Genomic DNA, 24,297 nt, shown 5'->3' on the forward strand with positions numbered 1-24,297 from the left:
CCCGGCGGGCAGGCGTCAGAACAGCGAGCCCTGCATGGGTCCTGCCGCTTCGGACGGCCGTGGGTCCGCTTGGGCGGTCGCCCCCAGCCGCCACGCCAGCCCCGACATCCGCACCGCATGCCGCGCGAGCGCGTCGCGCAGCACCTGGGCGCTGCCGGCGACGTGCAGGCGGCGGCGGGCGCGGGTGATGGCGGTGTAGACCAGTTCGCGCGAGAGCACGCGGCCGGCCTGGCGGGGCAGTTGCAGCCAGACCTCGTCGAATTCGCTGCCCTGGGCCTTGTGCACGGTCATGGCGAAGGCGCTGTCGTGGGCGGGCAGCGCGGCGGGGTGGAAGGCGCGCACGCTGCCGGGCCCGTCGCCGGGGAACCAGGCCATCGGGACGCCATGCTCGTCGGGCAGGCACAGGCCGATGTCGCCGTTGAACAGCCGGTGGCGATAGCTGTTCTCGGTGACGAGCAGCAGGCGGCCGGGGAACCAGGCCGGCGCGGGGCCGGTGCGTCGGCCGGACAGCAGGGCTTCGATGCGGGCGTTGAGGCCGCGGGCGCCCTGCGGGCCTTCGCGCAGGGCAGTGAGCAGGCGCAGGCGCTGGGCGCGGACGAGGCCGGTGGTGGGGTCGGGGGCGTCGGCGAGGCTGCGCCAATGCGCGAGCAGGTCGTCGCGGTGCGATTCGAGGGGGTCGAGCGCGTCCTCGTGGAATTCGACGCCGCGCAGGGTGCCGCCGCGCAGCAGCGCGAGCGCGGCATCGGCGTCGCCGCTGCGGGCGGCATCGGCGAGCGGGGCGAGATCGAAGCCGGCGTGCTGGCGGTAGCCGCGCAGCAATCGCACGCGGTGGCCGCGCAGACCAGCGGTGTCGGGGTCGGTGGGCGTGGCGTCGCCGAGCAGCGGGCGAAGGGTCTCGGCATCGGCGGGCGGCAGGGCGTCGCCGGGGCCGGCGGCGGCGAGGATGGCGGCGAGCACGTCGCCGGCCTCGACCGAGGGCAGCTGGTCGGCGTCGCCGAGCAGGATCAGCTGGGCGCCGTCGGCGACGGCATCGACCAGCTTGCTCATCAACGGCAGGTCGACCATGGAAGCCTCGTCGACGACCAGCAGGTCCAGCGGCAGCGGGTTGTCGGCGTGGTGGCGGAAGGCGGGGCTGTCGGGGATGGTGCCGAGCAGGCGGTGCAGGGTGCTGGCGGTCTCGGGCAAGGCGCCGGGCAGCGCGGCCCGAACGGCCGGGTCCAGACCGGCGGCGGCGATGGCCTGCACGGCGCGGCGCAGGCTTTCGGCCATGCGCTCGGCGGCGCGGCCGGTGGGCGCGGCCAGGGCGATGCGCGGCGGGGGCCGGCCGTGGCGCAAGGCCAGGGCGATGCGCAGCACCAGCAGGCGGGCGATGGTGGTGGTCTTGCCGGTGCCGGGGCCGCCGGTGATCAGCAGCAGCGCACGGCGCAGGGCGAGCGCGGCGGCGCGGGCCTGGCGGTCGCCGCCCTCGCCCGCGGCCCCGGCGCGCGCATCCGGGAACAGCGCGGCGAACACGTCGACCACGGCGGCGGGATCGCCGGCGTCCAGCGGCCGGGCGGCGATGCGCGCAAGGCCGGCGGCCAGGCGCGCTTCGTATTCGCGGTAGCGGCGCAGGTACAGCAGGCCGAGGCCGGGCTCGAAGACCAGCGGGGCGTCGGCGGCCGAGGGCGCGAGGGCATCTTCGGGTTCGGCGACCCAGCGCGAGGCGCGCAGCTGGGCGATCCAGTCGGCGGGCTCGGGCCAGTCGAGGGCGGCATCGACCAGCAGGCGCGGGCGCGCGGGGTCGAAGCCGGCGTGGCCGTCGGCGACGGCGCGCGAGGCGAGCGCGGCGGCGGCGAGCACGGCATCGGGGGTGGCGGGATCGAGCCGGCGCAGGCTCTGCGCGAAGGCGTGGTCGAGGGTGCGCAGGGCGCCGGCTTCGGCGAGGGCCTGGAGCAGGGTCATGCGGCCGCCTCGTCACGGGCGCCCGCGAACAGCGCATCGACGGCGTGCACCAGCTCCGGCGCGAAGCGCCAGGCGCGGATGCCGGGGGAATCGGGGCGGGCCGCGTCGAGGCCGCGGCAGAACAGGTAGCGCGCGCCGCCGAAGTCGCGCGCGTAGTCGTACGCCTCGCCCAGGCGGAAGCGCAGCCAGCGGTGCAGGGCGAAGGTGTAGATCAGCGCCTGCAGGTCGTACTCGCTGTGCGCCATCGCGGCGTCGAGCTGCGCGGGGCCGTAGCCGGGCAGGCGGTTGGACTTGTAGTCGAGCAGGTACCAGCGGCCGTCGTGCAGGTAGGTCAGGTCAATCAGGCCGGTCATCAGGCCTTCCAGCCGGCGCCGCGCGCCGAAGCCCTGGCGGCCGCGCAGCAGGCCGTGGCGGTGCAGCAGCGCGAGCAGATCGTCGGTGCGGGTGGGCGCGAGCGCGAACTGGAACTCGATCTCGGGCCGGCGCGCGTCGGCCGGCAGGTCGGCCAGGCGCAGGCCCTCGGGCAGGGCGACGGTGAGGGTGTGGCCGACCAGCGGCAGCAGGGCCTCGACGCCGGCCTCCAGATCCGCGGCGGAGTAGCCGCTGGCGCGCAGCGCGTCGAGGGCGAGCGCGCGTTCGCCCTCCGGCGCGGGCATGCCCGGCGTCCAGCCGGCCCACTGCGCGAAGTCGCTGCGCTCGAGGACCGCGTGCAGGGCGACGCCGAAGCGGCTGCCGGAAAAGCGCGGGTCGAAGGCCTCGGGCGCGGGGTCGGCATCGGGCTCCGGAGCGGCGGGTTCGTCGCGGCCGCCCGGCACGGGTTCGGTGGCGGCGCTGGCGACCTCGCCGCCGGCCTCGGCGTTGGCGAGCTGGGTGAAGCTGTAGACCCACCAGTCGGGCGCGGGCAGGCGCGCGGCGGTGCGCGCGGGCGGCACCGCGCCCTCGGCCTCGGGCGGCAGCCAGGGCAGCGCGGCGGGCGGCGGCGCGGTGTCGATGGCGATCGCATCGCGCGCGCGCGCGGCGAGCGCGTCGGGATCGGCGACCATCGGCCACAGCGGCGAGCGCGAATGGTTGAAGAACGGCCCGGTCGCCAGCCACAGCGCGTGCTCGGCGCGGGTCAGGCCGACGTAGAGCAGGCGCGCGTCCTCGGCGCGCTGGGCCTCGGCCCAGCGATCCCTGGCATCGTTCCAGCCGGAGGTCCCGGCCTGCAGCCGCCAGTGCAGCGTGCGGCCGCGCTCGCCGGCGACGACCACGCGCTGGCCGGCCTCCGGCGGCCTGCCGCCGATGCCGGCGAACGGCAGGAACACCAGCGGGTATTCCAGGCCCTTGCTCTTGTGCAGGGTGACCACCTGCACGCGGTGGGCATCGGATTCCAGCCGCAGCAGTTGCGCCTCGTCGTCGGGATCGGCCTCGGCGATGCGCCGCGCGAGCCCGTCGACCAGGCCGTGCAGGCCCAGCGCGCGCGCCTGCGCTTCCTGCAGGGCTTCGGCCAGCTGCAGGTAGTTGCTGAGCCGCCGCTCGCCGTCGAGCAGGCCGAGCAGGCGCTGCGCGTGCTCGGCGCACAGCGCGCCGACCAGGGCCAGCGGGCCGCCGCGCTGCAGCCGCTCGCGCCAGGCCAGCGCGCGCGCCTGCCAGCCGCGCAGAGCCTCGCCGTCGGCGTCGAGCGCGGCGATGCCGGCCGCGTCCACGCCGACCAGCACCGTGGCCAGCGCGGCGCGCAGGCGGCCGTCGTCGCCGCCATGCAGCAGGGCCAGCAGCAGGGCGTGGATCTCGCGCGCCTCGGCCGTGGCGAACAGGCTCTGCTTGCCGGCGGCGACGGCGGGGATGCCGACCGCGGCCAGCGCCTGGCGGATGCGCGTGGCCTCGCGGTGGGTGCGTACCAGCACGGCGATGTCGCCGGGCCGCAGGGGACGGCCGGCGAGCTGCGCGCGGCCGGCGCGCGCGTCGGCCAGCAGGCGGTGGATCGCGGCGACGCAGGCCCGGGTGGCCAGCGCGCGCGAGGCCTCCGCATCCCAGGCGCCGGCCCGGCCTTTCTCGTCGGGCGGCGGCGCGGATGCGCGCCACAGCGTGAGCGCCGGGGCGGGCGCGCCGTCGCGCAGGAAGTCGGCATCGGTACGCACGCCGCCGGGAGCGACGTCGCGGAAGCCGATGCGCGCATCGACGAAGGCGGCCTCGCCGGCCTCGGCGTACAGCGCGGCGATCGCGCGCAGCAGCGCCGGCCGCGAGCGGAAATTGCGATCGAGCGCGGGCGCGGCCTGGGCCTGCGCGCGCGCGGCCAGATAGGTCTCGACGTCGCCGCCGCGGAAGCCGTAGATCGCCTGCTTGGGATCGCCGACGACGAACAGCGCAGGATGATCGCTGCCGGCGCCGAACACGCGTTCGAAGATGCGCCACTGCCGCGGGTCGGTGTCCTGGAACTCGTCCACCAGCGCGACGCGGTACTGCGCGCGCAGGCGCCGCGCGAGGGCGTCGGCGTTCGGCGCGTCGTCGGCCAGCGCGTCGGCGAGGCCGTCGATCAGGTCGTCGTAGCTGCGTACGCGCCGCTCGCGCTTGCGCAGGGCGAGGCGTTCGCGCGCCTCGGTGCGGATGCGATGCAGCAGGCGGGTGCGCCGCGCCTCGCGGTAGGCGCCGGCCGCGGCCAGCGCGGCGCGGTAGGGCGCGATCGCCGCGCACAAGGGCGAATCCGGGGTGCGCCCGGCGTGGGCCTTGTTGGTCCTGGCGGCGAGCGACTCGGGCAGCAGGCGCTCGAGCCTGTCGTCGTCGAAGGGTTCGTCGGCATCGCCGCGCCCGCACCAGGCGGCGAGCGCGTCGAACAGCGCCTCGATCCAGGCGGCCTTGTAGCTCTGGCCGTTGAGCACCTTGCCCTCGACCGCGGCCAGCAGCGCGGCGCGGAAGTCCTGGCCGTGGTCGCGGAACGCGGCGGCCAGCGCGGCGGCGGCGGCGCGCAGCGCGGGCAGTGGATCGGGCGGCAGCGGCGCGTCGGGCGGACGCAGGTCGGGTTCGCGCACCAGCAGCGGCAGGTCGCGGGCCAGCGCTTCGGGCCCGTTCGGCCACAGCGCGAGCAGGTCGTCGGCGTCGTCCGCGTCGGCGGCGCGCGCGCGCCACAGGTCGGCGGCGATCTCCTCGCGCAGCGCGCGGTCGCTGGCCAGCAGTTCGGGCGCGTCGAAACCTTGGCCGCTCTCCAGCGCGTGCTCGCGCAGCGCGCGCGCGCAGAAGCCGTGGATGGTGAAGATGGCGGCGAGGTCGATCTCCTCGGCGGCCGCGCGCAGGCGACGGCGCAGCGCCACGGGCGATTCGCCGCCGCGGGCGAGGTGGGCGTCGAGCAGCGCGCGCGTGGGCGCGGCCTCGGGCGAGGCGGCGCCGGCGCCATCGAGCAGGCGCGCGGCCAGCAGCAGGCGGGCGCGGATGCGCGTGCGCAGCTCCTGGGTCGCGGCCTCGGTGAAGGTGACCGCGAGGATCTCGCCGATGCGCAGGCCGCGCTCGACCACCAGCCGCAGCACCAGGGTGGCCAGGGTGAAGGTCTTGCCGGTGCCGGCTGACGCCTCGATCGCGCGCACGCCGTCGAGCGGCAGCGCCAGCCAGGGATCGTCGGGGACCGCGCTCATGCGGCGTCCTCGTCGGCGCCGGCAGGCGCGGCGGCGAACGCGTCGGCATCGAAGGTCGCCTCGAGCCCGGGGTGCGGGTGGCCGGTGGTCACCAGCGCATAGACCTGCAGCGCGGTCTCGGCGAAGGCGCGCAGGCTTTCGGCATCGGCGAAGGGATCGCGCCCGCGCAGGGCCAGCCGCAGCGCCTCGCCCTGGCCTTCGCTCCACTGGCGCTCGCCGCCATGCCAGACCTTCGCGGCCTCCCGCAGGCCGCGTTCTGGCGTGGGCGCGCAGAACAGCGCCCAGGCGCTGTACGGCGCGAACGGCAGCGGCGCGCGCAAACCTTCCGCGCGCAGCGCGAGCAGCCGCTGCAGCGCGTCGCGCGCCTGCGCGGGCGGCAGGGGCGGGCGCGGATACGGGCCGGGTCCGGCCGCGCCGCCGTCGTGGAACTCGACCAGCGGCAGCGCCAGCCCGGCGGCGCTGGCGAACAGCCAGTCCAGGCCGTTGCGCAGCGCGCCGGGGCCGTTGGGCGGGTCGAAGCGCAGCCGCGCCAGCCCCTGCGGGTAGCGCGCGCGCAGGCGGCCGTGCAGGCGCAGGCCGTCCAGCTCGACCTCGGCGCGCGGCGCGTCCTCGGCCGCGTCGCCGCGCCAGGCGGCGAAGGCTTCGGCATAGGGGGCGAGCGCGGCGCGCTGCGCGGCGAGCGCGCGCCGGCCGATCGGCCCGGAGGGCAACAGCCCGCGCGCGCGTAGCGCCGGGTACAGCGCGGCATCGCCGGTGCCGGCCAACAGCGCGTCGAACACCGCGCGCTGCAGCGCGTGCCGGCCCAGGCCGCGGGCGGGCGCGAGCAGCGGCTCGACGTCCGGCGCGGCGTCCTCGATCTCGGCCAGGCGCAGGCCGAGCCGCTGGCGCAGGAAGCCTTCGGCCGGCGCGAGCAGGAAACGGCGCAGCGCCTCCAGCGGCAGCGCGCCGCCCTCGGCCTCGGCGTCCGGCGCGGCCGCCACCGCGCCGGCCGACCACGGCGCCAGCGGCGCGCGCGCGGCGGCGGCGCGGCCGGCCGCCGGCCACCAGTCGCCGCGGTAGGAGAACCGCCGCGGGTCGGCGGGCGCATCCGCGCCGGCGGCGCCGAACGCGGCCGCGGCGAACGGCTGCAGCGGATGGCGCACCACCAGCTCGCGGGCGGCGGCCTGCGGATCGACGTGCTGGCGGGCGGCGGCGTCGAGCAGTTCGGCGACCAGCAGCGAGGGCTCGCGCGCGCTGCCGTCGCGCGGGTCGGCGCCCTGGTAGCTGACGTAGAACACGTCCTGCGCGGCGGCGAACAGCTGCAGGAACAGGAAGCGGTCGTCGTCGCGGGTGGAGCGGTCGCCGGCGCGGCGGCGCTCGGTGCCGAGTTCGGCGGTGAGGCGGTTGAGGCCGGCGGCCGGGTCGCGGCGCGGGAAGTCGCCGTCGTTCATGCCCAGCAGGCAGATCGCCCGGAACGGCAGCAGGCGCATCGGCACCATGCGGCCGACGCTGACGCCGCCGGTCAAGAGCGGCGCGCGGGTGTCGGCCTCGCCCAGCACGGCGGCGAAATGCGCGCGCACGGCCTCGGCCGGCACCGGCGCGGCGAAGCCGGCGCGGCGCGCGTCGGCGGCGAAGGCATCGATCAGCGCGCGCAGGCGTTCGAGCGCGCGCTGGGTGGGGGCCGCCGCGGGCGGCGCGGGCAGCAGCGCGTCGAGCAGGCCGAGCAGGCGCTCGCGCCAGGCCTCCGGCGGCATCGCCTCGCCGAGCAGGCGCGCGTGGCGGGCCAGCACGCGCAAGAGGCGCAGCAGGGTGTCGAGCGCATCGAGCGCGCCGCCTTCGAGCTCGGGCATCGGCGCGACCGCGGCGCTCTCGCCGGCCGCGACCAGCGTGTCGCTGCCGGTGGCATGGCCCAGCAGCAGGCGATCCAGCGCGAAGGCCCAGGTGTAGGCGTCGTCGGCCGGGGCGCGCAGGCGATCGCGATGCGCGGCGTCCAGGCCCCAGCGCGCGCCGGCGGCGGCCAGCCACGCGTGCAGGCGCTCGAACGCGGCGGCATCGAGCCCGGCGGCCTCGGCCAGCGGCGGGCTGGCGAGCAGGTCCAGGGTTTCCTCCAGCCCGAAGCGCGCGACCGGCAGCGCCAGCAGGCGCAGGAACACGTCGGCCAGCGGTTCGCCGGCCAGCGGGCTGGCGTCGGCCAGCGCGTAGGGGATGGCGTCGTCGTGGCCGCGGCCGCCGAACACCGCGTCCAGGTACGGGATGTAGGGATCGATGTCCGGCGCCAGCACCGCGATCTCGCGCGGCTGCAGCGGCGGGTCGAAGCGGCGGCCTTCGGGCGATGCGGGATCGAGCAGCGCGCGCAGGCGATCGTGCAGCACCTGCAGCTCGCGCAGGCGGGTGTGGCAGGCATGGATCTGCAGCGTCGGATCGCTGCGGTCCACCTCGGCGCGCAACGGCGCGCCGGGCGCGGCGCGGCGGTGGAACAGGTCCGACTGCAGCCGCCGCAGCAGCGAGGCACCCGAACCCGGGCGTTCGTCGGGATCGACGTGGGCGGCGATCTCGCCGGAGGGGTGGATCACCTCGTAGCTGCCAAGCACGGCCATGAAGTCGCGTCCGGCCGCGCCCCAGGCCTGCAGCAGCGGGTTGTCGGGCGGGGTGACGTCGTCGCCGGCGCGCGCGCGCTGCAGGTCGCCCCAGTAGGCGCGCGTGGGCGAGGGCACGTAGAGGTGCAGGGTGCCGGCGCGCGCCTGCGTGGCCAGCACGCGCAGCACGTCGGGCGAGACGTTGAGGGTGGCGAAGGCGAACAGCCGCGGCGGCAGGCCGGCGGGCGGCGGCGCGCCGGCGGGCTCGAAGCGGTCGAGGTACTGCTGGATGCGCCGCGCGCGATGCGCTCGGCCGCGCGCCACGCGCCGCCACAGGATCGCCTGCGGGTCGTCGGCCTCGGCACCGGCCTCCCAGCGCAGCAGCCAGTCGCGGCGCCAGGCCTGGTACTTCTCGAACACCGCGGCCAGCTCGCCGGCCAGCGCCCAGGCGCGCAGCGGGTCGGGGCCGGCGACGTGCGCGGCCAGCGCGGCGAGCGCCGGCCGCGCCATGAAGCCGGCATCGGTCAGCGCGGCGTAGAGGTGCCAGCGCAGCGCGGCGGCGTCGAGCTCGTCGTCGGCCGGGCCGAGATTGGCGGCCAGCGCGCGGGCGACGAACTCGCCCGGGGTCAGGAACGCCAGGTTGGCGGCGATGCCGTGGCGCGCGGCCAGCGTGGCCTGCAGCCAGCGGCGCATCGCCACCTGCGGGATCAGGATCGTGTCCGGCGCCAGCAGCGGCCGCCCCGGCGCCGGCGCGCGCACTTCCTCGGCCAGCAGGCCGGCCAGCACCTCCAGCGCGTTCGAGTGGTAGAGGCGGACGTCGGCGGCGGGCGTGTCGGGCATGGGCGCCGGGCATTGTGCAGGAGGCCGGTCCCGCGCATCGCGACGCAGCGTTCCGGTGCCCGGCGCGGGCCATCGCGCGGCGCATGGCCGATAATGCCGGCATGTCCCCCTCCTCCCCCTGGCGCGGCCGGCTGGTCGCGCTGGCCGGCATTCTGCTGTCGGCCTTCAACCTGCGCACCGCGGTCACCTCGCTGACACCGCTGTTCGATCCGATCAGCGCCGATCTCGGCTTCGGCCCGACCGTGATCGGCCTGTTCGGCATGCTGCCCACCGCCGCGTTCGCGCTGGTCGGCGTGCTGACGCCGCGGATCGCGCGCCGCTTCGGCCTGGAAGCGACGGTGCTGCTGGCGATGCTGCTGAGCGCGGCCGGCTCGCTGCTGCGCGGCGTGTCCGGCGATACGGTCTCGCTGCTGCTGGCCTCGACCACCGCGCTGGCGGGCATGGGCATCGGCAACGTGGTGCTGCCGCCGCTGGTCAAGCGGCACTTCCCGGACCGGGTCGGCCTGCTCAGCGTGGCCTACATCTCGGTGCTGCAGGCGGGCACCTTCCTGCCGGCGTTCGTGGCGGTGCCGCTGGCGGAGCGGATCGGCTGGCCGGCCTCGCTGGCGAGCTGGGCGATCCCGGCGTTCGCGGCGGCGATCCCCTGGCTGTGGCTGCTGCGGCGCGACGGCGATGCGCCGGCGCTGCCGGCCGACGCCCCGGCGGGCCATGCCGGCCGGCGCGCGCTGTGGCGGCTGCCGCTGGCCTGGGGCATGACGCTGATGTTCGGCATGACCTCGCTGGCGACCTATACCCTCTTCACCTGGCTGCCCGCGATCCTGGCCGATGCCGGCGGCGACCGTGCGCTCGGCGGCAACATGGTCGGCCTGTTCTCGCTGCTGGGGCTGACCTCGTCGCTGACCATGCCGATGCTGGCGATGCGGGTGCGCAGGCCGGTGTGGCTGGTGGCCGGCTGCGTGGCGATGCTGGCGCTGGGCTACCTGGGCCTGCTGCTGTCGCCGCTGCGCGGCACCCTGCTGTGGGTGACGCTGCTGGGGCTGGGGCCGGCCACCTTCCCGCTCTCGCTGACCCTGATCAACCTGCGCACCCGCAGCGCCGAAGGGGTGGCCGCGCTGTCGGGCTTCACCCAGGGCGTGGGCTACGCGCTGGCCTGCGCGGGACCGCTGGTGTTCGGCTGGCTGCACGATGCGACCCACGGCTGGGCGTGGCCGTTCGCGTTCCTGGGCCTGTGCCTGCTGGCGCTGCTGGCCGGCGGTGTGCTGGTGAACCGGCCGCGGCAGCTGGAGGACGAGTGGGCCGGCTGACCGGCGGGCACCGGGACGCGAGCCGCTCCATCCCGCACCCGGGCCAATTTCTGTACTCATCGGTTCAGTGGCTGGGTTAACATTCAGCGATCCCGACCGATCCTTGCGCGTTTGCGCCGCGCGATCCGCGCCTCGCGCCGTCCCCGGAGCCGCATGACCGATTCCACCGCCGCCGCCGTCCGCCTGCAGGGTGTCCGCCTCGACCGCGGTCGGCGCACGATCCTGTCCGGCATCGACCTGACCGTGCCGACGGGGTCGGTGACGGCCGTGCTGGGCCCCTCCGGGTCCGGCAAGTCGACGCTGCTGGCGGCGCTGACCGGCGAGCTGCGCCCGGCGGCCGGCACCGTGGAGGTCTTCGGGCGGCCGCTGCCCGAGCGCCAGCGCGAACTGCTGGAGACCCGCAAGGGCATCGGCGTGCTGCTGCAGGGCAACGGCCTGCTGACCGACCTCACCGCCGCCGAGAACGTGGCCCTGCCGCTGCGCGCGCACACCCGCCTGCCGCGGCCGGTGATCGACCGGCTGGTGGCGATGAAGCTGCATGCGGTGGGCCTGCGCGCGGCCGCGGACCTGTACCCGCGCGAGCTGTCCGGCGGCATGGCGCGCCGGGTCGCGCTGGCGCGTGCGCTGGCGCTGGACCCGCCGCTGATGGTCTACGACGAGCCGCTGACCGGGCTGGACCCGATCGCCAGCGGCGTCATCATGAGCCTGATCGCGCGCCTCAACGCCAGCCTGGGCCTGACCAGCATCATCGTCACCCACCACGTGCACGAGACCCTGCCGGTGGCCGACCGCGCGCTGGTGATCGCCAACGGCCGGATCGTCTTCGCCGGCAGCCCGGGCGAGCTGGAGCGCAGCCAGGACCCGCTGCTGCGGCAGTTCCTCGATGGCCGTCCGGACGGCCCGATCGCCTTCGATGCGGCCCGCCGGGAGGTGGCCTGATGGCCGCGGCCTTCGACGCGATCCGTGCGCTCGGCCGCGCCGGGCTGTTCTCGCTGTCGGTGCTGCGGGCCTCGAAGCCGACCGCCGACTTCTTCGCCGAGCTGGTGCGCGAGATCTACAAGATCGGCGCGCGCACGCTGCCGATCATCGCCGTGGGCGGCGCGTTCGTGGGCCTGTCGCTGACCCTGCTGGGCTACCGTGCGCTGGAGACCTACGGCGCGGCCGACCAGGTCAGCGTGCTGATCGGCCTGGGCCTGTACCGCGAGCTGGCGCCGGTGCTGACCGCGCTGCTGTTCGTCGGCCGCGCCGGCTCCTCGATCGCGGCCGAGCTGGGCCTGATGCGCGCCACCGACCAGATCACCGCGCTCGGGCTGATGGCCATCGACCCGGTGGCCAAGGCGGTGGCGCCGCGCTTCTGGGCGGCGGTGCTGACGGTGCCGCTGTTGACCGGCTTCTTCTGCAGCCTGGCGATCGCGGCCAGCTACTTCCAGGCGGTGCACGTGCTGGGCATCGACAACGGCACCTTCTGGCAGGCGATGAAGGACGCGGTGGATTTCCGCGACGACTTCCTCAACGCGTTCCTGAAGTCGGCCGTGTTCGGCGGCACCTCGGCGCTGGTGGCGGCCTACGTGGGCTACCACGCCGAGCCCACCATCGAAGGCACCTCGGTGGCGACCACCCGCGCGGTGGTGAACGCCTCGCTGCTGGTGCTGATGTTCAACTTCGTCATGTCGGCGTTCCTGTTCCGCTGAGGCGGCAGGACGACAATGGCCCCCAATCCGCAAGGTGAGTCCCGATGAGCAGCGCCCGTGGTCCCCGTCTCGAATTCGCCGTCGGTGCGTTCCTGCTGCTGGCGCTCGCGTCGCTGCTGGTGCTGGCGATCGCCTCCACCAACAACCGCTTCGGCTTCGCCCGCGACACCTACGAGCTGACCGCGCGCTTCAGCAACCTGGGCCAGCTGCGCACGCAGGCGCCGGTGCGCATCGGCGGCGTGACCATCGGCCGGGTGACCCGCATCGAGCTGGACCCGGTGAAGTTCGATTCGATCGCCACCCTGGCCATCGACCGCCGCTACCAGGACCTGCCGATCGACACCTCGGCCTCGATCCTCACCGGCGGCCTGCTCGGCGAGAGCTACGTCGATCTGCAGCCGGGCGGCGACGTGGAGACGCTGCAGCCGGGCGAGGAGATCGCCTTCACCACCCCCGCGGTCGATCTGATCCAGATGGTCGGCCGCTACATGTTCAGCGGTCCCGGCGCCGGCGCGAACGATGCCGCCGCCGAGCCCGCCACTTCCCCCGCCCCCCGCGAGGATCAGCCATGACCCGTTCCCTCATCGCCATCGCCATCGCCGCCGGCCTGCTGGCCGCCGCCCCGGCCGCAGTGCACGCGCAGCAGCAGCAGCGCCCCGCCGCCGCCACGCAGGCGGCGGATTCCCCCAGCCGGATGGTGCTCGACAACACCCAGCGCATCCTCTCCGAGCTGGAGCGCCGCCGCGCCGAGTTCAGCGCCGACCGCGACGCGCTGAACGCGTTCGTCAAGCGCGAGTTCGACGCCATGTTCGACCGCGACTACGCCGCGCGCCAGGTGCTGGGCCGTCACGGCCGCGGCGCCGACGAGGGCGACATCAAGCTGTTCGCCGATGCGCTGGCCGACAGCCTGCTGCGCCGCTACGGCGCCTCGCTGCTCGATTTCAACACCCGCCTGCAGGTGCGCATCCGCTCCGAGAGCCCGCTGCCGCGCGGGCTCGGGGTCAAGGTGTCGAGCGAACTGCTGCGCCAGGGCGGCGACCCGATCCCGGTGGACTACCTGATCCGCCAGTCCGGCGGGCAGTGGAAGGTGTTCGACGTGCAGGTGGAGGGCGTGAGCTTCGTCAGCACGTTCCGCCGCCAGTTCGACGCCGAGCTGCAGAGCAAGTCGATCCGACAGGTCGCCAACGAGCTGCGCAGCGGCCGGCTGCAGGCCGATGCCGACGTCGACTGAGCCGGTGCTGCGGCGCGAAGGCGACGCGCTGGCGTTCGCCGGCCCGCTGCTGCGCGAGACCGTGCCGGCGCTGTGGCCGGCGGCGCTGCGCGCGCTGGACGGCGCGCGCCGGTTCGACCTGCGCGCGGTGCCGCGCATCGACAGCGCCGGCCTCGCCCTGCTGGCCGAGCTGGCCGCGCGCGCCGGCGGCGGCATTTCGATCGACGGCGCGCCCGCCGGACTGGACGAGCTACTGGCGGCCTACCGGCTGCGCGCGGACCTCGACTTCAACCACGCCTGAGATCGCACCGGCGCCGCTCGGCGCCTCCCGACCCTGGAACCGCCCATGCCGCTCTCCCGTCTCCTCGCTCCCTGCCTGCTGATCGCGCTCGCCGGCTGCGCCGGCGGCCAGCAGGCCACGCGCGCGCCCGCGCCGACCGCCCCCCAGGAGACGGCCGCCACGGCGGCGACGTCCGCCGCACCGCCAGCGGATGCCGCGGTGCCGGACGCGGGCGCCCCCACGCGCGGCCGGCCCCCGGGCGAGATCGCGCAGGTCGCCCGCGAGGCCCGGGCCGCCGGCGCCTACAAGCACGCCGACGGCGGCCGGCCGGTGCTCGCCCCGACCCAGGCCGAGCTCGACTACGCCGCCATCTACGGCGAGGTTCCCTACGATCCCGTCGCCGATCCGACGCTGCCGGAGGCGGCGCAGATGGCCACCGCCTACGACCCGTGGGAGCCGTTCAACCGGCGCATGCACCGGTTCAACAACGTGGTCGACCGGACCGTGGCGCGTCCGCTGGCCACCGCCTACATGAAGGTGGTGCCGCGGCCGATCCGGCTGGGCGTGTCCAATTTCTTCAGCAACCTGGGCCAGCCGGTCAGCGCGCTCAACGCGCTGCTGCAGGGCCGGCCGAAGCAGGCCGGCCAGGCGCTGGGCCGCTTCGTGGTCAACGCCACGCTGGGCATCGGCGGCATCTTCGACCCGGCCAGCGACGCCGACATCCCGTTCCGCAGCGAGGACTTCGGGCAGACCCTGGGCGTATGGGGCTGGCGCAATTCGCGCTACCTGGAGCTGCCGCTGTTCGGGCCGCGCACCCTGCGCGACACCTTCGGCCTGGCGGGAGACGCCCCGCTCTCGCCGACGCGGCAGATCGACGACGACGGCGCCCGCTGGGCGGTGCAGGGCCTGCAACTGGTGGACGTGCGCACGCAGCTGTTCGCCGTGGATCGCATGCGCGAGGGCGCCGCCGACGACTACGCCCTGGTGCGCGATGCCTGGATGCAGCGCCGGCAATACCAGATCTTCGGCGACCGCGAGGGCGACGAGACGCTGCCCGACTACCTGCTCGACGACGACGCATTGCCGACGGTGCCCGCCGACGCGATCCCGGTGATCCCGGGCGTGCCGGTCAACTGATCCCGCGCGCCGCCGGCAGCGCGGGCGGGGCGCGGCCCCGCCCGCGTCGCCGCGCCTACGGCTCCGACCCCGCGTCGCCCAGCAGGCTCTGCGCCTGCTCGCCCGGCAACGCCTCGACGCCCTTGAGCTGGCGCTCGATCGCGCGCGTGCGCACGCCGGCGGCCTTGATGCTGTTCTGCACCGTGTCGAGCTGGCTGTGCGCGCGCTCGAGCACGGTGGCGAACTTGCCGAATTCCGCCTTCACCGCACCCAGCAGCCGCCGTACCTCGCTGGAGCGCTTCTCGATCGCCAGGGTCCGGAAGCCCATCTGCAGGCTGTTGAGCACGGCCAGCAGCGTGGTCGGCCCGACCAGGACGACCCGGAAGTCGCGCTGCAGGGCCTCGAACAGCCCCGGGCGCCGCAGCACCTCGGCGTACAGGCCCTCGGTGGGCAGGAACAGCATCGCGAAATCGGTGGTGTGCGGCGGCGCGATGTACTTCTCGTGGATGCGGCGCGCCTCCACCCGCACCTGCCGTTCGAGGGCGACGGCCGCGGCGGCGGCGGCATCGGCATCGGCGCGCTCCTGGGCGTCCAGCAGGCGCTCGTAGTCCTCGCGCGGGAACTTGGCGTCGATCGGCAGCCGCAGCGCCACGCCGTCCTCGCCGCCGGGCAGCAGCACGCAGAACTCCACGCGCTCGGCGCGGCCGGGCACCGGCGCGCTGTTGCGCTCGTACTGCTCCACGGTGAGCACCTGCTCCAGCAGCGCCGCCAGCTGCACCTCGCCGAAGATGCCGCGCGTCTTGACGTTGGTCAGCACGCGCTTGAGATCGCCCACGCCGGTGGCCAGCTGCTGCATCTCGCCCAGCCCGCGCTGCACCTGCTCGAGGCGCTCGGAGACGAGCTTGAACGACGCGCCCAGCCGCGCCTCCAGCGTGCTCTGCAGCTTCTCGTCGACGGTGGCGCGCATCTGCTCCAGCTTCTGCGCGTTGTCGGCCTGCAGGCGCTGCAGCTGCTGGTCGAGGGTGGCGCGCATCTCGCCCAGCCGCTGCTCGCTGCGCTGCGTAGATTCGGCCAGCCGCTGGCTCAGCGCCTCGGCCGCGCGCTGCTGGGCCTCGCCGCTCTCCTGCCGCGCCTTGCGGGCATCCTCGCCCAGCGCGGTGCGCAGCTCTTCCAGGCGCTGGCCGAAGCCCTCCAGCCGCTGATCGGTGCGCGCGGTCAGTTCCGCCATCCGCTCGCCGAGCTGGCCGCCGAAGCGCTGCTGCGCCTCCGCCGCCTCGGCACGGGCGCGGCGCGCGTCCTCGCCGATCGCCTCGCGCATCGCGGCCAGCCGCTGTTCGGTGCGGTCGGTGAGCGCATCCAGCCGCTGCGCGAACGCATCGATGCGCTGTTCCTGCGCCGCCGACAGGCCGTCGATCAGCATGCGCAGTTCCAGCCGCGCCTCGCGTTGCTCCTCGCGCAGCGCGTCTTCCAGCCGTTCGCGCAATGCCTCCATGCCCGCATCCGGGCGCCGCGCCAGCAATGCGAGCAGCAGCGCGACCGCCACCAGGACGGCCAGGAACACACCCGCGAGCAGAAACAGTTCGATCTCCATCCCGCCAGTGTAGCGGCGGGCGTCGCAACGCCTGCGATGGCCTCGACGGCGGACTCACGGCGCCCGCCGGAGGCTGCGCGCATGGACCTGCCGACCCTGCATCGCTACGCCGACCGCTCCGGCCGTTCCGGGGTGAGCGCCTACGCCCTGCTGCCGGACGCGCTGCTGGTGCGATTCGCGGATGGCGGCCTCTATCTCTACGATGCCGAGCGCCCCGGCGCGCGCCACGTCGCACGGATGCGCCGGCTCGCCGCCGAGGGCGAAGGGCTGGCCACCTACATCAGCCGGCACGTGGGTACGAACTACCGCGCCCGGCTGATGGACTGAGCCCGCGCGGAGCGGGCGGGCAGTGCGGCGGCCGCCGCTCAGGCGGGCACCGGCGCGTCCGGCTCGATCAGGCCCTCGCGCTTGAGTTCGGCCCAGAAGCCGGCGGGGATGGAGACCTGCATCGACCGGGCGTTCTCCCGCGCCTGCTCCGGCGTGCGCGCGCCCGGGATTACCGCCGAGACCACGTCCGGCGCGGCGGCGAATTGCAGCGCCGCGGTCCTGGGATCGATGCCGTGGCGCGCGGCGATCGCCGACAGCCGCTCGCGCTTGCGCGGCACCCACGCCGGGATCGTGCCGTCGTAGAGGTAGCGTTCGCGGCCGACCACGTAGCCCGCCGCCAGCGGCGAGCCCACCACCACCGAAACGCCGCGCGCGGCCAACCGAGGGAACGTCTCGCGCAGGGCCTGAGCGTGGTCGAGGATCGAATACTGGCAGGCCAGCAGCATGATGTCGGGATCGCCGACCTCCAGCGCCCGCAGCGCCGGCGCCGGATGGTTCACGCCCATGCCCCAGGCGCGGATCAATCCTTCCGCGCGCATCTTCTCCAGCTCCGGGATCGCGCCGCGCTCGGCCTCGGCGAAGTACTCGGTCCAGCGCTCGCCCATTTCGCGGTTGTTCGGCGCCAGGTCGTGGATGAAGACGATATCGATCCGGGGAATGCCCATGCGTTGCAGGCTGTCCTCCACCGAGCGGCGGGTGCCGGCGGCGCTGTAGTCGTAGCGGTAGTCGAAGGACGGCGGATCCTTCCAGCCGACCTGGGGCGGCGCCGGCGCCGCGGTCAGCAGCCGCCCGACCTTGGTGGAGATCACGTAGTCGTCCGGATCGAACGCGTGCAGCACGCTGCCGAAGCGGCGCTCCGACAGGCCCAACCCATACCAGGGCGAGTTGTCGAAGTAGCGCACGCCGCTGTCCCAGGCCGCCCGCACCATGTCGCGCGCCTGCTGGTCGGGGATCGCCTCCCAGTTGTTGCCGGCGGGGCCGCCGCCCAGCCCGAGCTTGGTCGGCGGCCGGAACCGGCCACCGGCGGGATTGCGCGGCGGCTCGCGGTCGCCGATGGTGCCCAGCGTGGGCATCAGATCGCCAGGGCGCAGTTGCGCACCGGCGATGCGCGCGGTGGCGAGCGCCGCCGCACCCAGGGCGGCAGCGGACAGGACGTGGCGACGGGTCGGCATCCTCGGCTCCTTGCGGTGTGGGTGGAGCCGAATGTCGCACGTCAGGATCGCAACTTCCGTGACGAACGCGCCCATTGCGCGAAGATGACGCCTGTTGTCGGCCGATGGCGGCGGGCCGCGTGTGCCGCTCAAAAACGAGGGCGTCGCGTCGACGGCGGAATGCGCAATCCGGCGGTGCCCGGCGGACGCGGGCCAGCGCGGTTTCGTCGGACAAAGAAAAAGGCGCTGTTCGCGTTGAGTGTGGATGAAGTCATCCAGCGATCGCCAAGGCCAGCAATGCCGAGGCATTTGCGCCGGTCCTGCGGTTCCGGTCCAATGCCCGGAACCAGCCCAGGTAATTGGTCAGATACGAGGTGGCCACGCCGCGGAAGCGGTGCAGCCAGCCCTTCAGGCGGCTGTGATAGGCATTGACGTTCTGGATGTGCCAGGCGCCGCGACGGCGCTCGCCGCGCAGGGTGTTCAGGCCGTGGTGTTCCAGCCCCAGTTCGCGTGCGACGGCGGCCAGCATGGCGCTGCCATCCGTGCACAGCACGGCATCCCCCATCACCGCCTGTCGCAAGACCTGGACCAACCCGGCCTTGTTGGCCGAAGCCAGACCGAAGTCGGCCGTGTGCCCGGAGCGGTTGCGCACGACCAGCACGGGGACTTGTTCGTCGGACAGCCCGCGCTTGGCCGCGCGGCCACCGCGGCGACGGGCCGGGCGTGAAGTCGCTTCCCGCAAACGCCGCGGCTGGCCCTTGTAGGACCGTAGGAAGTAGGTCTCATCGGCTTCCACCACGCCGCTCTGTTGCCGGTCCATGACTTGGTTGGGCACGCTCAGGAAGCGATGCCTCCAGCGAAACGCGGTGGTGCGGTGCACGCCCAGCCGGGCAGCGGCCTTGCGCACGCTCACCCTTTCCTCCAGCACCTCGGCCTGCTCCAGCCATTTGCCGCGATGACGCAGGCGCGCCAGCGGCGTGCCCGTCAGTGCGTTGAAGGTGATGCCGCAACCCCGGCACTTGAACCGTTGCAGGCCATGGGCCTGTCCGTTGCGGACCAAGTGGGAACTTGCACATCTCGGGCACTGCGTGGGTGCTGCGCGTTGGGCGATCAACTCGGTGACCGCGTCCTGCCCGGACAATGCCTGCAACTGGGCCTGGAGCTGGGTTCGCTGATGCGGGGTCAGGCTGGGCAGACGCGCCAGCCAGCGGGTCAGTTCACGAGTACGCATGGGGCGCCTCCCTCGCCCGAACCGTTCGGGCTTGTGGGCTCAACATGGACCCCATCCCCCTCACATCCTGCGACCGTCATTACTCAACGCGAACAGCGCCAAGAAAAACCCCCCGCCTATCGGCGGGGGGTTTCGGGGTAAAGCCCCTGGCGATGACCTACTCTCGCATGCTGAGTGCACACTACCATCGGCGCTTGCGCGTTTCACTTCCGAGTTCGGAATGGGATCGGGTGGTTCCACGCAGCTATGGTCACCAGGGAGAGGGTGGAGGGTCGCGGTTCGGGGTATCCGATCGCGCACACGCTCTCATGGGGTGGGACGTAGCGAGGTTTTTGGCGGAGTCGTCGACGCGTCGTCGAGTCCAAGGCCACTTGAGGTTATATGGTCAAGCCGCACGGATCATTAGTACTGGTTAGCTCAACACATTGCTGTGCTTACACACCCAGCCTATCAACCACCTGGTCTTGATGGTTCCTTCAGGGGAGTCAAGCTCCCGGGAGATCTCATCTTGAGGCACGCTTCCCGCTTAGATGCTTTCAGCGGTTATCGTTTCCGAACGTAGCTACCCGGCAGTGCCACTGGCGTGACAACCGGAACACCAGAGGTTCGTCCACTCCGGTCCTCTCGTACTAGGAGCAGCCCCTCTCAAATCTCCAACGCCCATGGCAGATAGGGACCGAACTGTCTCACGACGTTCTGAACCCAGCTCGCGTACCACTTTAAATGGCGAACAGCCATACCCTTGGGACCGACTACAGCCCCAGGATGTGATGAGCCGACATCGAGGTGCCAAACACCGCCGTCGATATGAACTCTTGGGCGGTATCAGCCTGTTATCCCCGGAGTACCTTTTATCCGTTGAGCGATGGCCCTTCCATACAGAACCACCGGATCACTAAGACCTACTTTCGTACCTGCTTGATCCGTCGATCTTGCAGTCAAGCACGCTTATGCCTTTGCACACAGTGCGCGATGTCCGACCGCGCTGAGCGTACCTTCGTGCTCCTCCGTTACTCTTTAGGAGGAGACCGCCCCAGTCAAACTACCCACCATACACGGTCCCCGACCCGGATCACGGGCCCAGGTTAGAACGTCAAGCACGACAGGGTGGTATTTCAAGGATGGCTCCACCGAAGCTGGCGCCTCGGTTTCAAAGCCTCCCACCTATCCTACACAGACGAACTCAACGTTCAGTGTAAAGCTATAGTAAAGGTTCACGGGGTCTTTCCGTCTTGCCACGGGAACGCTGCATCTTCACAGCGATTTCAATTTCACTGAGTCTCGGGTGGAGACAGCGCCGCCATCGTTACGCCATTCGTGCAGGTCGGAACTTACCCGACAAGGAATTTCGCTACCTTAGGACCGTTATAGTTACGGCCGCCGTTTACCGGGGCTTCGATCAAGAGCTTCGCCTTGCGGCTGACCCCATCAATTAACCTTCCGGCACCGGGCAGGCGTCAGACCCTATACGTCCACTTTCGTGTTTGCAGAGTCCTGTGTTTTTGATAAACAGTCGCAGCGGCCTGGTCACTGCGGCCCTCGAAGGCTTGTGCTCGCACGAGCCACCCTCAAGGGCGCACCTTCTCCCGAAGTTACGGTGCTATGTTGCCTAGTTCCTTCACCCGAGTTCTCTCAAGCGCCTGAGAATTCTCATCCTGCCCACCTGTGTCGGTTTACGGTACGGTCTGCGTAAGCTGAAGCTTAGGGGCTTTTCCTGGAAGCGTGGGATCGGTGACTTCGCGCCAAAGCGCTCGTCTCGGTGCTCGGTCTTGAAGGGACCCGGATTTGCCTAAGTCCCAAACCTACCGCCTTTCCCCGGGACAACCAACGCCCGGTACACCTACCCTTCTCCGTCCCCCCATCGCACTTACGCGAGGTGCTGGAATATTAACCAGCTTCCCATCGACTACGCATTTCTGCCTCGCCTTAGGGGCCGACTCACCCTGCGCCGATTAACGTTGCGCAAGGAAACCTTAGGCTTTCGGCGTGCGGGCTTTTCACCCGCATTGTCGTTACTCATGTCAGCATTCGCACTTCCGATACCTCCAGCAGACCTCTCGATCCACCTTCAACGGCTTACGGAACGCTCCTCTACCGCGCATTACAAAGTAATGCACCCCAAGCTTCGGTTCAGTGCTTAGCCCCGTTAAATCTTCCGCGCAGACCGACTCGACCAGTGAGCTATTACGCTTTCTTTAAAGGGTGGCTGCTTCTAAGCCAACCTCCTGGCTGTCTGTGCCTTTCCACATCGTTTCCCACTTAGCACTGAATTTGGGACCTTAGCTGTGGGTCTGGGTTGTTTCCCTTTTCACGACGGACGTTAGCACCCGCCGTGTGTCTCCCATGCAGTCCGTCTCGGTATTCGGAGTTTGCCATGGTTTGGTAAGTCGCGATGACCCCCTAGCCATAACAGTGCTCTACCCCCGAGAGGATTCACATGAGGCGCTACCTAAATAGCTTTCGAGGAGAACCAGCTATCTCCGGGTTCGATTAGCTTTTCACTCCTAATCACACCTCATCCCCTACCTTTGCAACGGGAGTGGGTTCGGGCCTCCAGTTGATGTTACTCAACCTTCACCCTGGGCATGACTAGATCACCCGGTTTCGGGTCTATTGCCCGCGACTATGCGCCCTTATCAGACTCGGTTTCCCTTCGCCTCCCCTATACGGTTAAGCTCGCCACGAACAATAAGTCGCTGACCCATTATACAAAAGGTACGCCGTCACCCTTGCGGGCTCCGACTGCTTGTACGCACACGGTTTCAGGGTCTATTTCACTCCCCTCTCCGGGGTTCTTTTCGCCTTTCCCTCACGGTACTGGTTCACTATCGGTCGGTCAGGAGTATTTAGCCTTGGAGGATGGTCCCCCCATGTTCAGACAGGGTTTCACGTGCCCCGCCCTACTCAATTTCATCCACATGGCCCTTTCGCATACGGGGCTTTCACCCTCTATGGCGGACCTTTCCAGATCCTTTTGCTAGAACCATGCAGACTTTTGGGCTGTTCCCCGTTCGCTCGTCACTACTCAGGGAATCTCGGTTGATTTCTTTTCCTACGGTTACTTAGATATTTCAGTTCACCGCGTTCGCCTCGTACACCTATGTATTCAGTGCACGATACCTCTTGCGAGGTGGGTTTCCCCATTCGGACATCGCCGGATCAAAGCTTGTTGCCAGCTCCCCGACGCTTTTCGCAGGCTGCCACGTCCTTCATCGCCTCTGACCGCCAAGGCATCCACCGTGTGCGCTTATTCGCTTGACCATATAACCCCAAGTCGCCTCGGAGTCTCATGTGTCCGGGGGTACAAAGCCCGGACGCGAATTCAACGACTCAAGTTTTCAGGGGATTCGCTCCCCCGCCTTAGCCTCTACGACACGTCTGGACATTCCGTCTCAAACGCTCGCTACATCCCAATTTTCAAAGATCAAGGCACCGCCTCAACGCGGATACCCATCTAATCTCTTCGTGTACGCTTCATCCAGGAATGGTGGGTCTGGGAGGACTCGAACCACCGACCTCACCCTTATCAGGGGTGCGCTCTAACCACCTGAGCTACAGACCCGTCAAGCTCTGCTCTTCTTGAAAAGTCCGCACACGCACGTGCGGCCTCTTCCGGAGGGAACCGGGAATGGAGCCAGTCGGGATCGAACCGACGACCCCCTGCTTGCAAAGCAGGTGCTCTCCCAGCTGAGCTATGGCCCCGCTAAGGGACTGGTGCCAGCGCAACCTCGTTGCGCGGCTTCCTGGATGCAGGTGACTTGTGCGGACGCCTGGTCGGGCGCGAGCCTCCGGTCTCTAAAGGAGGTGATCCAGCCGCACCTTCCGATACGGCTACCTTGTTACGACTTCACCCCAGTCATCGGCCACACCGTGGCAAGCGCCCTCCCGAAGGTTAGGCTACCTGCTTCTGGTGCAACAAACTCCCATGGTGTGACGGGCGGTGTGTACAAGGCCCGGGAACGTATTCACCGCAGCAATGCTGATCTGCGATTACTAGCGATTCCGACTTCACGGAGTCGAGTTGCAGACTCCGATCCGGACTGAGAGAAGGTTTCTGGGATTGGCTTGCCCTCGCGGGTTCGCAGCCCTCTGTCCTTCCCATTGTAGTACGTGTGTAGCCCTGGCCGTAAGGGCCATGATGACTTGACGTCATCCCCACCTTCCTCCGGTTTGTCACCGGCGGTCTCCTTAGAGTTCCCACCTTTACGTGCTGGCAACTAAGGACAAGGGTTGCGCTCGTTGCGGGACTTAACCCAACATCTCACGACACGAGCTGACGACAGCCATGCAGCACCTGTCTCACGGTTCCCGAAGGCACCAATCCATCTCTGGAAAGTTCCGTGGATGTCAAGGCCAGGTAAGGTTCTGCGCGTTGCATCGAATTAAACCACATACTCCACCGCTTGTGCGGGCCCCCGTCAATTCCTTTGAGTTTCAGTCTTGCGACCGTACTCCCCAGGCGGCGAACTTAACGCGTTAGCTTCGATACTGAGTGCCTAGTTGCACCCAACATCCAGTTCGCATCGTTTAGGGCGTGGACTACCAGGGTATCTAATCCTGTTTGCTCCCCACGCTTTCGTGCCTCAGTGTCAGTGCTGGTCCAGGTGGCCGCCTTCGCCACGGATGTTCCTCCCGATCTCTACGCATTTCACTGCTACACCGGGAATTCCGCCACCCTCTACCGCACTCTAGCCCGCCAGTATCCAATGCAATTCCCAGGTTGAGCCCAGGGCTTTCACATCAGACTTAACGAACCACCTACGCACGCTTTACGCCCAGTAATTCCGAGTAACGCTTGCACCCTTCGTATTACCGCGGCTGCTGGCACGAAGTTAGCCGGTGCTTATTCTTTGGGTACCGTCATTCCCGCCGGGTATTAACCGGCAGGTTTTCTTTCCCAACAAAAGGGCTTTACAACCCGAAGGCCTTCTTCACCCACGCGGCATGGCTGGATCAGGCTTGCGCCCATTGTCCAATATTCCCCACTGCTGCCTCCCGTAGGAGTCTGGACCGTGTCTCAGTTCCAGTGTGGCTGATCATCCTCTCAGACCAGCTACGGATCGTCGCCTTGGTGGGCCTTTACCCCGCCAACTAGCTAATCCGACATCGGCTCATCCAATCGCGCAAGGTCCGAAGATCCCCTGCTTTCACCCGTAGGTCGTATGCGGTATTAGCGTAAGTTTCCCTACGTTATCCCCCACAACTGGGCAGATTCCGATGCATTACTCACCCGTTCGCCACTCGCCACCCAGGGAGCAAGCTCCCCTGTGCTGCCGTTCGACTTGCATGTGTTAGGCCTGCCGCCAGCGTTCACTCTGAGCCAGGATCAAACTCTTCACTTAAGTCTTGCTAGGGCCGAAACCCCATAACACTTGAGTGCAGTCGTCTCCAGAACCCGAATCACTCGCTTGCATTTGCATGCATTTGAATTGACTGTGTGCTCTTTCGAACGTCTGCT

Annotated in this window: 14 protein-coding genes, 2 tRNA genes and 3 rRNA genes; 8 read left to right on the forward strand and 11 right to left on the reverse strand. The window is 70.7% G+C overall.

The window, feature by feature from the left end:
- Positions 1 to 15 precede the first annotated feature (15 nt).
- The 3 genes from recD to recC are packed head-to-tail and all read right to left on the reverse strand — an operon-like array spanning position 16 to position 8,938.
- The gene (gene recD / locus Z164_RS0118080) at positions 16 to 1,941 is read right to left on the reverse strand and encodes an exodeoxyribonuclease V subunit alpha (protein WP_024892084.1); all 1,926 of its coding nucleotides are present in this window, start codon (positions 1,939 to 1,941) and stop codon (positions 16 to 18) included.
- The gene (locus tag Z164_RS0118085) at positions 1,938 to 5,543 is read right to left on the reverse strand and encodes a UvrD-helicase domain-containing protein (RefSeq protein ID WP_024892085.1); all 3,606 of its coding nucleotides are present in this window, start codon (positions 5,541 to 5,543) and stop codon (positions 1,938 to 1,940) included. The genes recD and Z164_RS0118085 overlap by 4 nt, the downstream gene beginning before the upstream one ends.
- Complete coding sequence (recC, locus tag Z164_RS0118090; protein WP_024892086.1) at positions 5,540 to 8,938, reverse strand: exodeoxyribonuclease V subunit gamma; 3,399 nt, start codon at positions 8,936 to 8,938, stop codon at positions 5,540 to 5,542. Before recC ends, Z164_RS0118085 begins: the two co-directional genes overlap by 4 nt.
- An 83-nt stretch (positions 8,939 to 9,021) precedes the next feature.
- Here recC and Z164_RS0118095 point away from each other — a divergent pair, with 83 nt between their 5' ends.
- The 7 genes from Z164_RS0118095 to Z164_RS0118125 all read left to right on the forward strand — a co-directional run bounded on the left by Z164_RS0118095 (position 9,022) and on the right by Z164_RS0118125 (position 14,560).
- Positions 9,022 to 10,242, forward strand: a complete 1,221-nt coding sequence (locus Z164_RS0118095; protein ID WP_081770262.1) for an MFS transporter — start codon at positions 9,022 to 9,024, stop codon at positions 10,240 to 10,242.
- A gap of 153 nt (positions 10,243 to 10,395) precedes the next feature.
- Positions 10,396 to 11,181 (forward strand): ABC transporter ATP-binding protein, encoded by a 786-nt coding sequence (locus Z164_RS0118100; protein ID WP_024892088.1) that lies wholly within the window; start codon positions 10,396 to 10,398, stop codon positions 11,179 to 11,181.
- Positions 11,181 to 11,933, forward strand: coding sequence for an MlaE family lipid ABC transporter permease subunit (locus Z164_RS0118105; protein WP_024892089.1), 753 nt, complete (start codon positions 11,181 to 11,183; stop codon positions 11,931 to 11,933). The genes Z164_RS0118100 and Z164_RS0118105 overlap by 1 nt, the downstream gene beginning before the upstream one ends.
- 44 nt (positions 11,934 to 11,977) lie before the next feature.
- Positions 11,978 to 12,505 (forward strand): outer membrane lipid asymmetry maintenance protein MlaD, encoded by a 528-nt coding sequence (gene mlaD / locus Z164_RS0118110; RefSeq protein WP_024892090.1) that lies wholly within the window; start codon positions 11,978 to 11,980, stop codon positions 12,503 to 12,505.
- The gene (locus Z164_RS0118115) at positions 12,502 to 13,164 is read left to right on the forward strand and encodes an MlaC/ttg2D family ABC transporter substrate-binding protein (RefSeq protein ID WP_024892091.1); all 663 of its coding nucleotides are present in this window, start codon (positions 12,502 to 12,504) and stop codon (positions 13,162 to 13,164) included. The genes mlaD and Z164_RS0118115 overlap by 4 nt, the downstream gene beginning before the upstream one ends.
- Positions 13,148 to 13,444, forward strand: a complete 297-nt coding sequence (locus Z164_RS0118120; RefSeq protein ID WP_024892092.1) for an STAS domain-containing protein — start codon at positions 13,148 to 13,150, stop codon at positions 13,442 to 13,444. The genes Z164_RS0118115 and Z164_RS0118120 overlap by 17 nt, the downstream gene beginning before the upstream one ends.
- 45 nt (positions 13,445 to 13,489) lie before the next feature.
- Positions 13,490 to 14,560, forward strand: coding sequence for an MlaA family lipoprotein (locus Z164_RS0118125; protein ID WP_024892093.1), 1,071 nt, complete (start codon positions 13,490 to 13,492; stop codon positions 14,558 to 14,560).
- A gap of 55 nt (positions 14,561 to 14,615) precedes the next feature.
- On the opposite strand, the gene Z164_RS0118130 is transcribed toward Z164_RS0118125, so the two are convergent.
- Positions 14,616 to 16,130, reverse strand: coding sequence for a DNA recombination protein RmuC (locus tag Z164_RS0118130; protein WP_024892094.1), 1,515 nt, complete (start codon positions 16,128 to 16,130; stop codon positions 14,616 to 14,618).
- A gap of 81 nt (positions 16,131 to 16,211) precedes the next feature.
- Between Z164_RS0118130 and Z164_RS0118135 the strand changes: the two genes are divergently transcribed.
- Complete coding sequence (locus tag Z164_RS0118135) at positions 16,212 to 16,457, forward strand: hypothetical protein (protein WP_425477241.1); 246 nt, start codon at positions 16,212 to 16,214, stop codon at positions 16,455 to 16,457.
- Between the two features lie 38 nt (positions 16,458 to 16,495).
- On the opposite strand, the gene Z164_RS0118140 is transcribed toward Z164_RS0118135, so the two are convergent.
- The 7 genes from Z164_RS0118140 to Z164_RS21000 form a co-directional block, all read right to left on the reverse strand.
- Positions 16,496 to 17,629, reverse strand: coding sequence for an aldo/keto reductase (locus Z164_RS0118140; protein ID WP_024892096.1), 1,134 nt, complete (start codon positions 17,627 to 17,629; stop codon positions 16,496 to 16,498).
- 250 nt (positions 17,630 to 17,879) lie between these two features.
- Positions 17,880 to 18,839, reverse strand: coding sequence for an IS1595 family transposase (locus Z164_RS0118145; protein WP_024892097.1), 960 nt, complete (start codon positions 18,837 to 18,839; stop codon positions 17,880 to 17,882).
- Between the two features lie 144 nt (positions 18,840 to 18,983).
- Positions 18,984 to 19,097: ribosomal RNA gene (rrf, locus tag Z164_RS0118150) — 5S ribosomal RNA — on the reverse strand.
- 123 nt (positions 19,098 to 19,220) lie between these two features.
- Positions 19,221 to 22,100 (reverse strand): 23S ribosomal RNA (locus tag Z164_RS0118155).
- Positions 22,101 to 22,324: 224 nt separating this feature from the next.
- A tRNA-Ile gene (locus tag Z164_RS0118160) sits at positions 22,325 to 22,401 on the reverse strand.
- Between the two features lie 67 nt (positions 22,402 to 22,468).
- Positions 22,469 to 22,541, reverse strand: a tRNA-Ala gene (locus Z164_RS0118165).
- A gap of 95 nt (positions 22,542 to 22,636) precedes the next feature.
- Positions 22,637 to 24,181, reverse strand: a 16S ribosomal RNA gene (locus Z164_RS21000).
- Together the 16S, 23S and 5S rRNA genes with 2 tRNA genes alongside form the textbook arrangement of a ribosomal RNA operon.
- Positions 24,182 to 24,297: the final 116 nt, after the last annotated feature.

Source organism: Luteimonas huabeiensis HB2 (genome assembly GCF_000559025.1).
Taxonomy (GTDB): domain Bacteria; phylum Pseudomonadota; class Gammaproteobacteria; order Xanthomonadales; family Xanthomonadaceae; genus Luteimonas; species Luteimonas huabeiensis.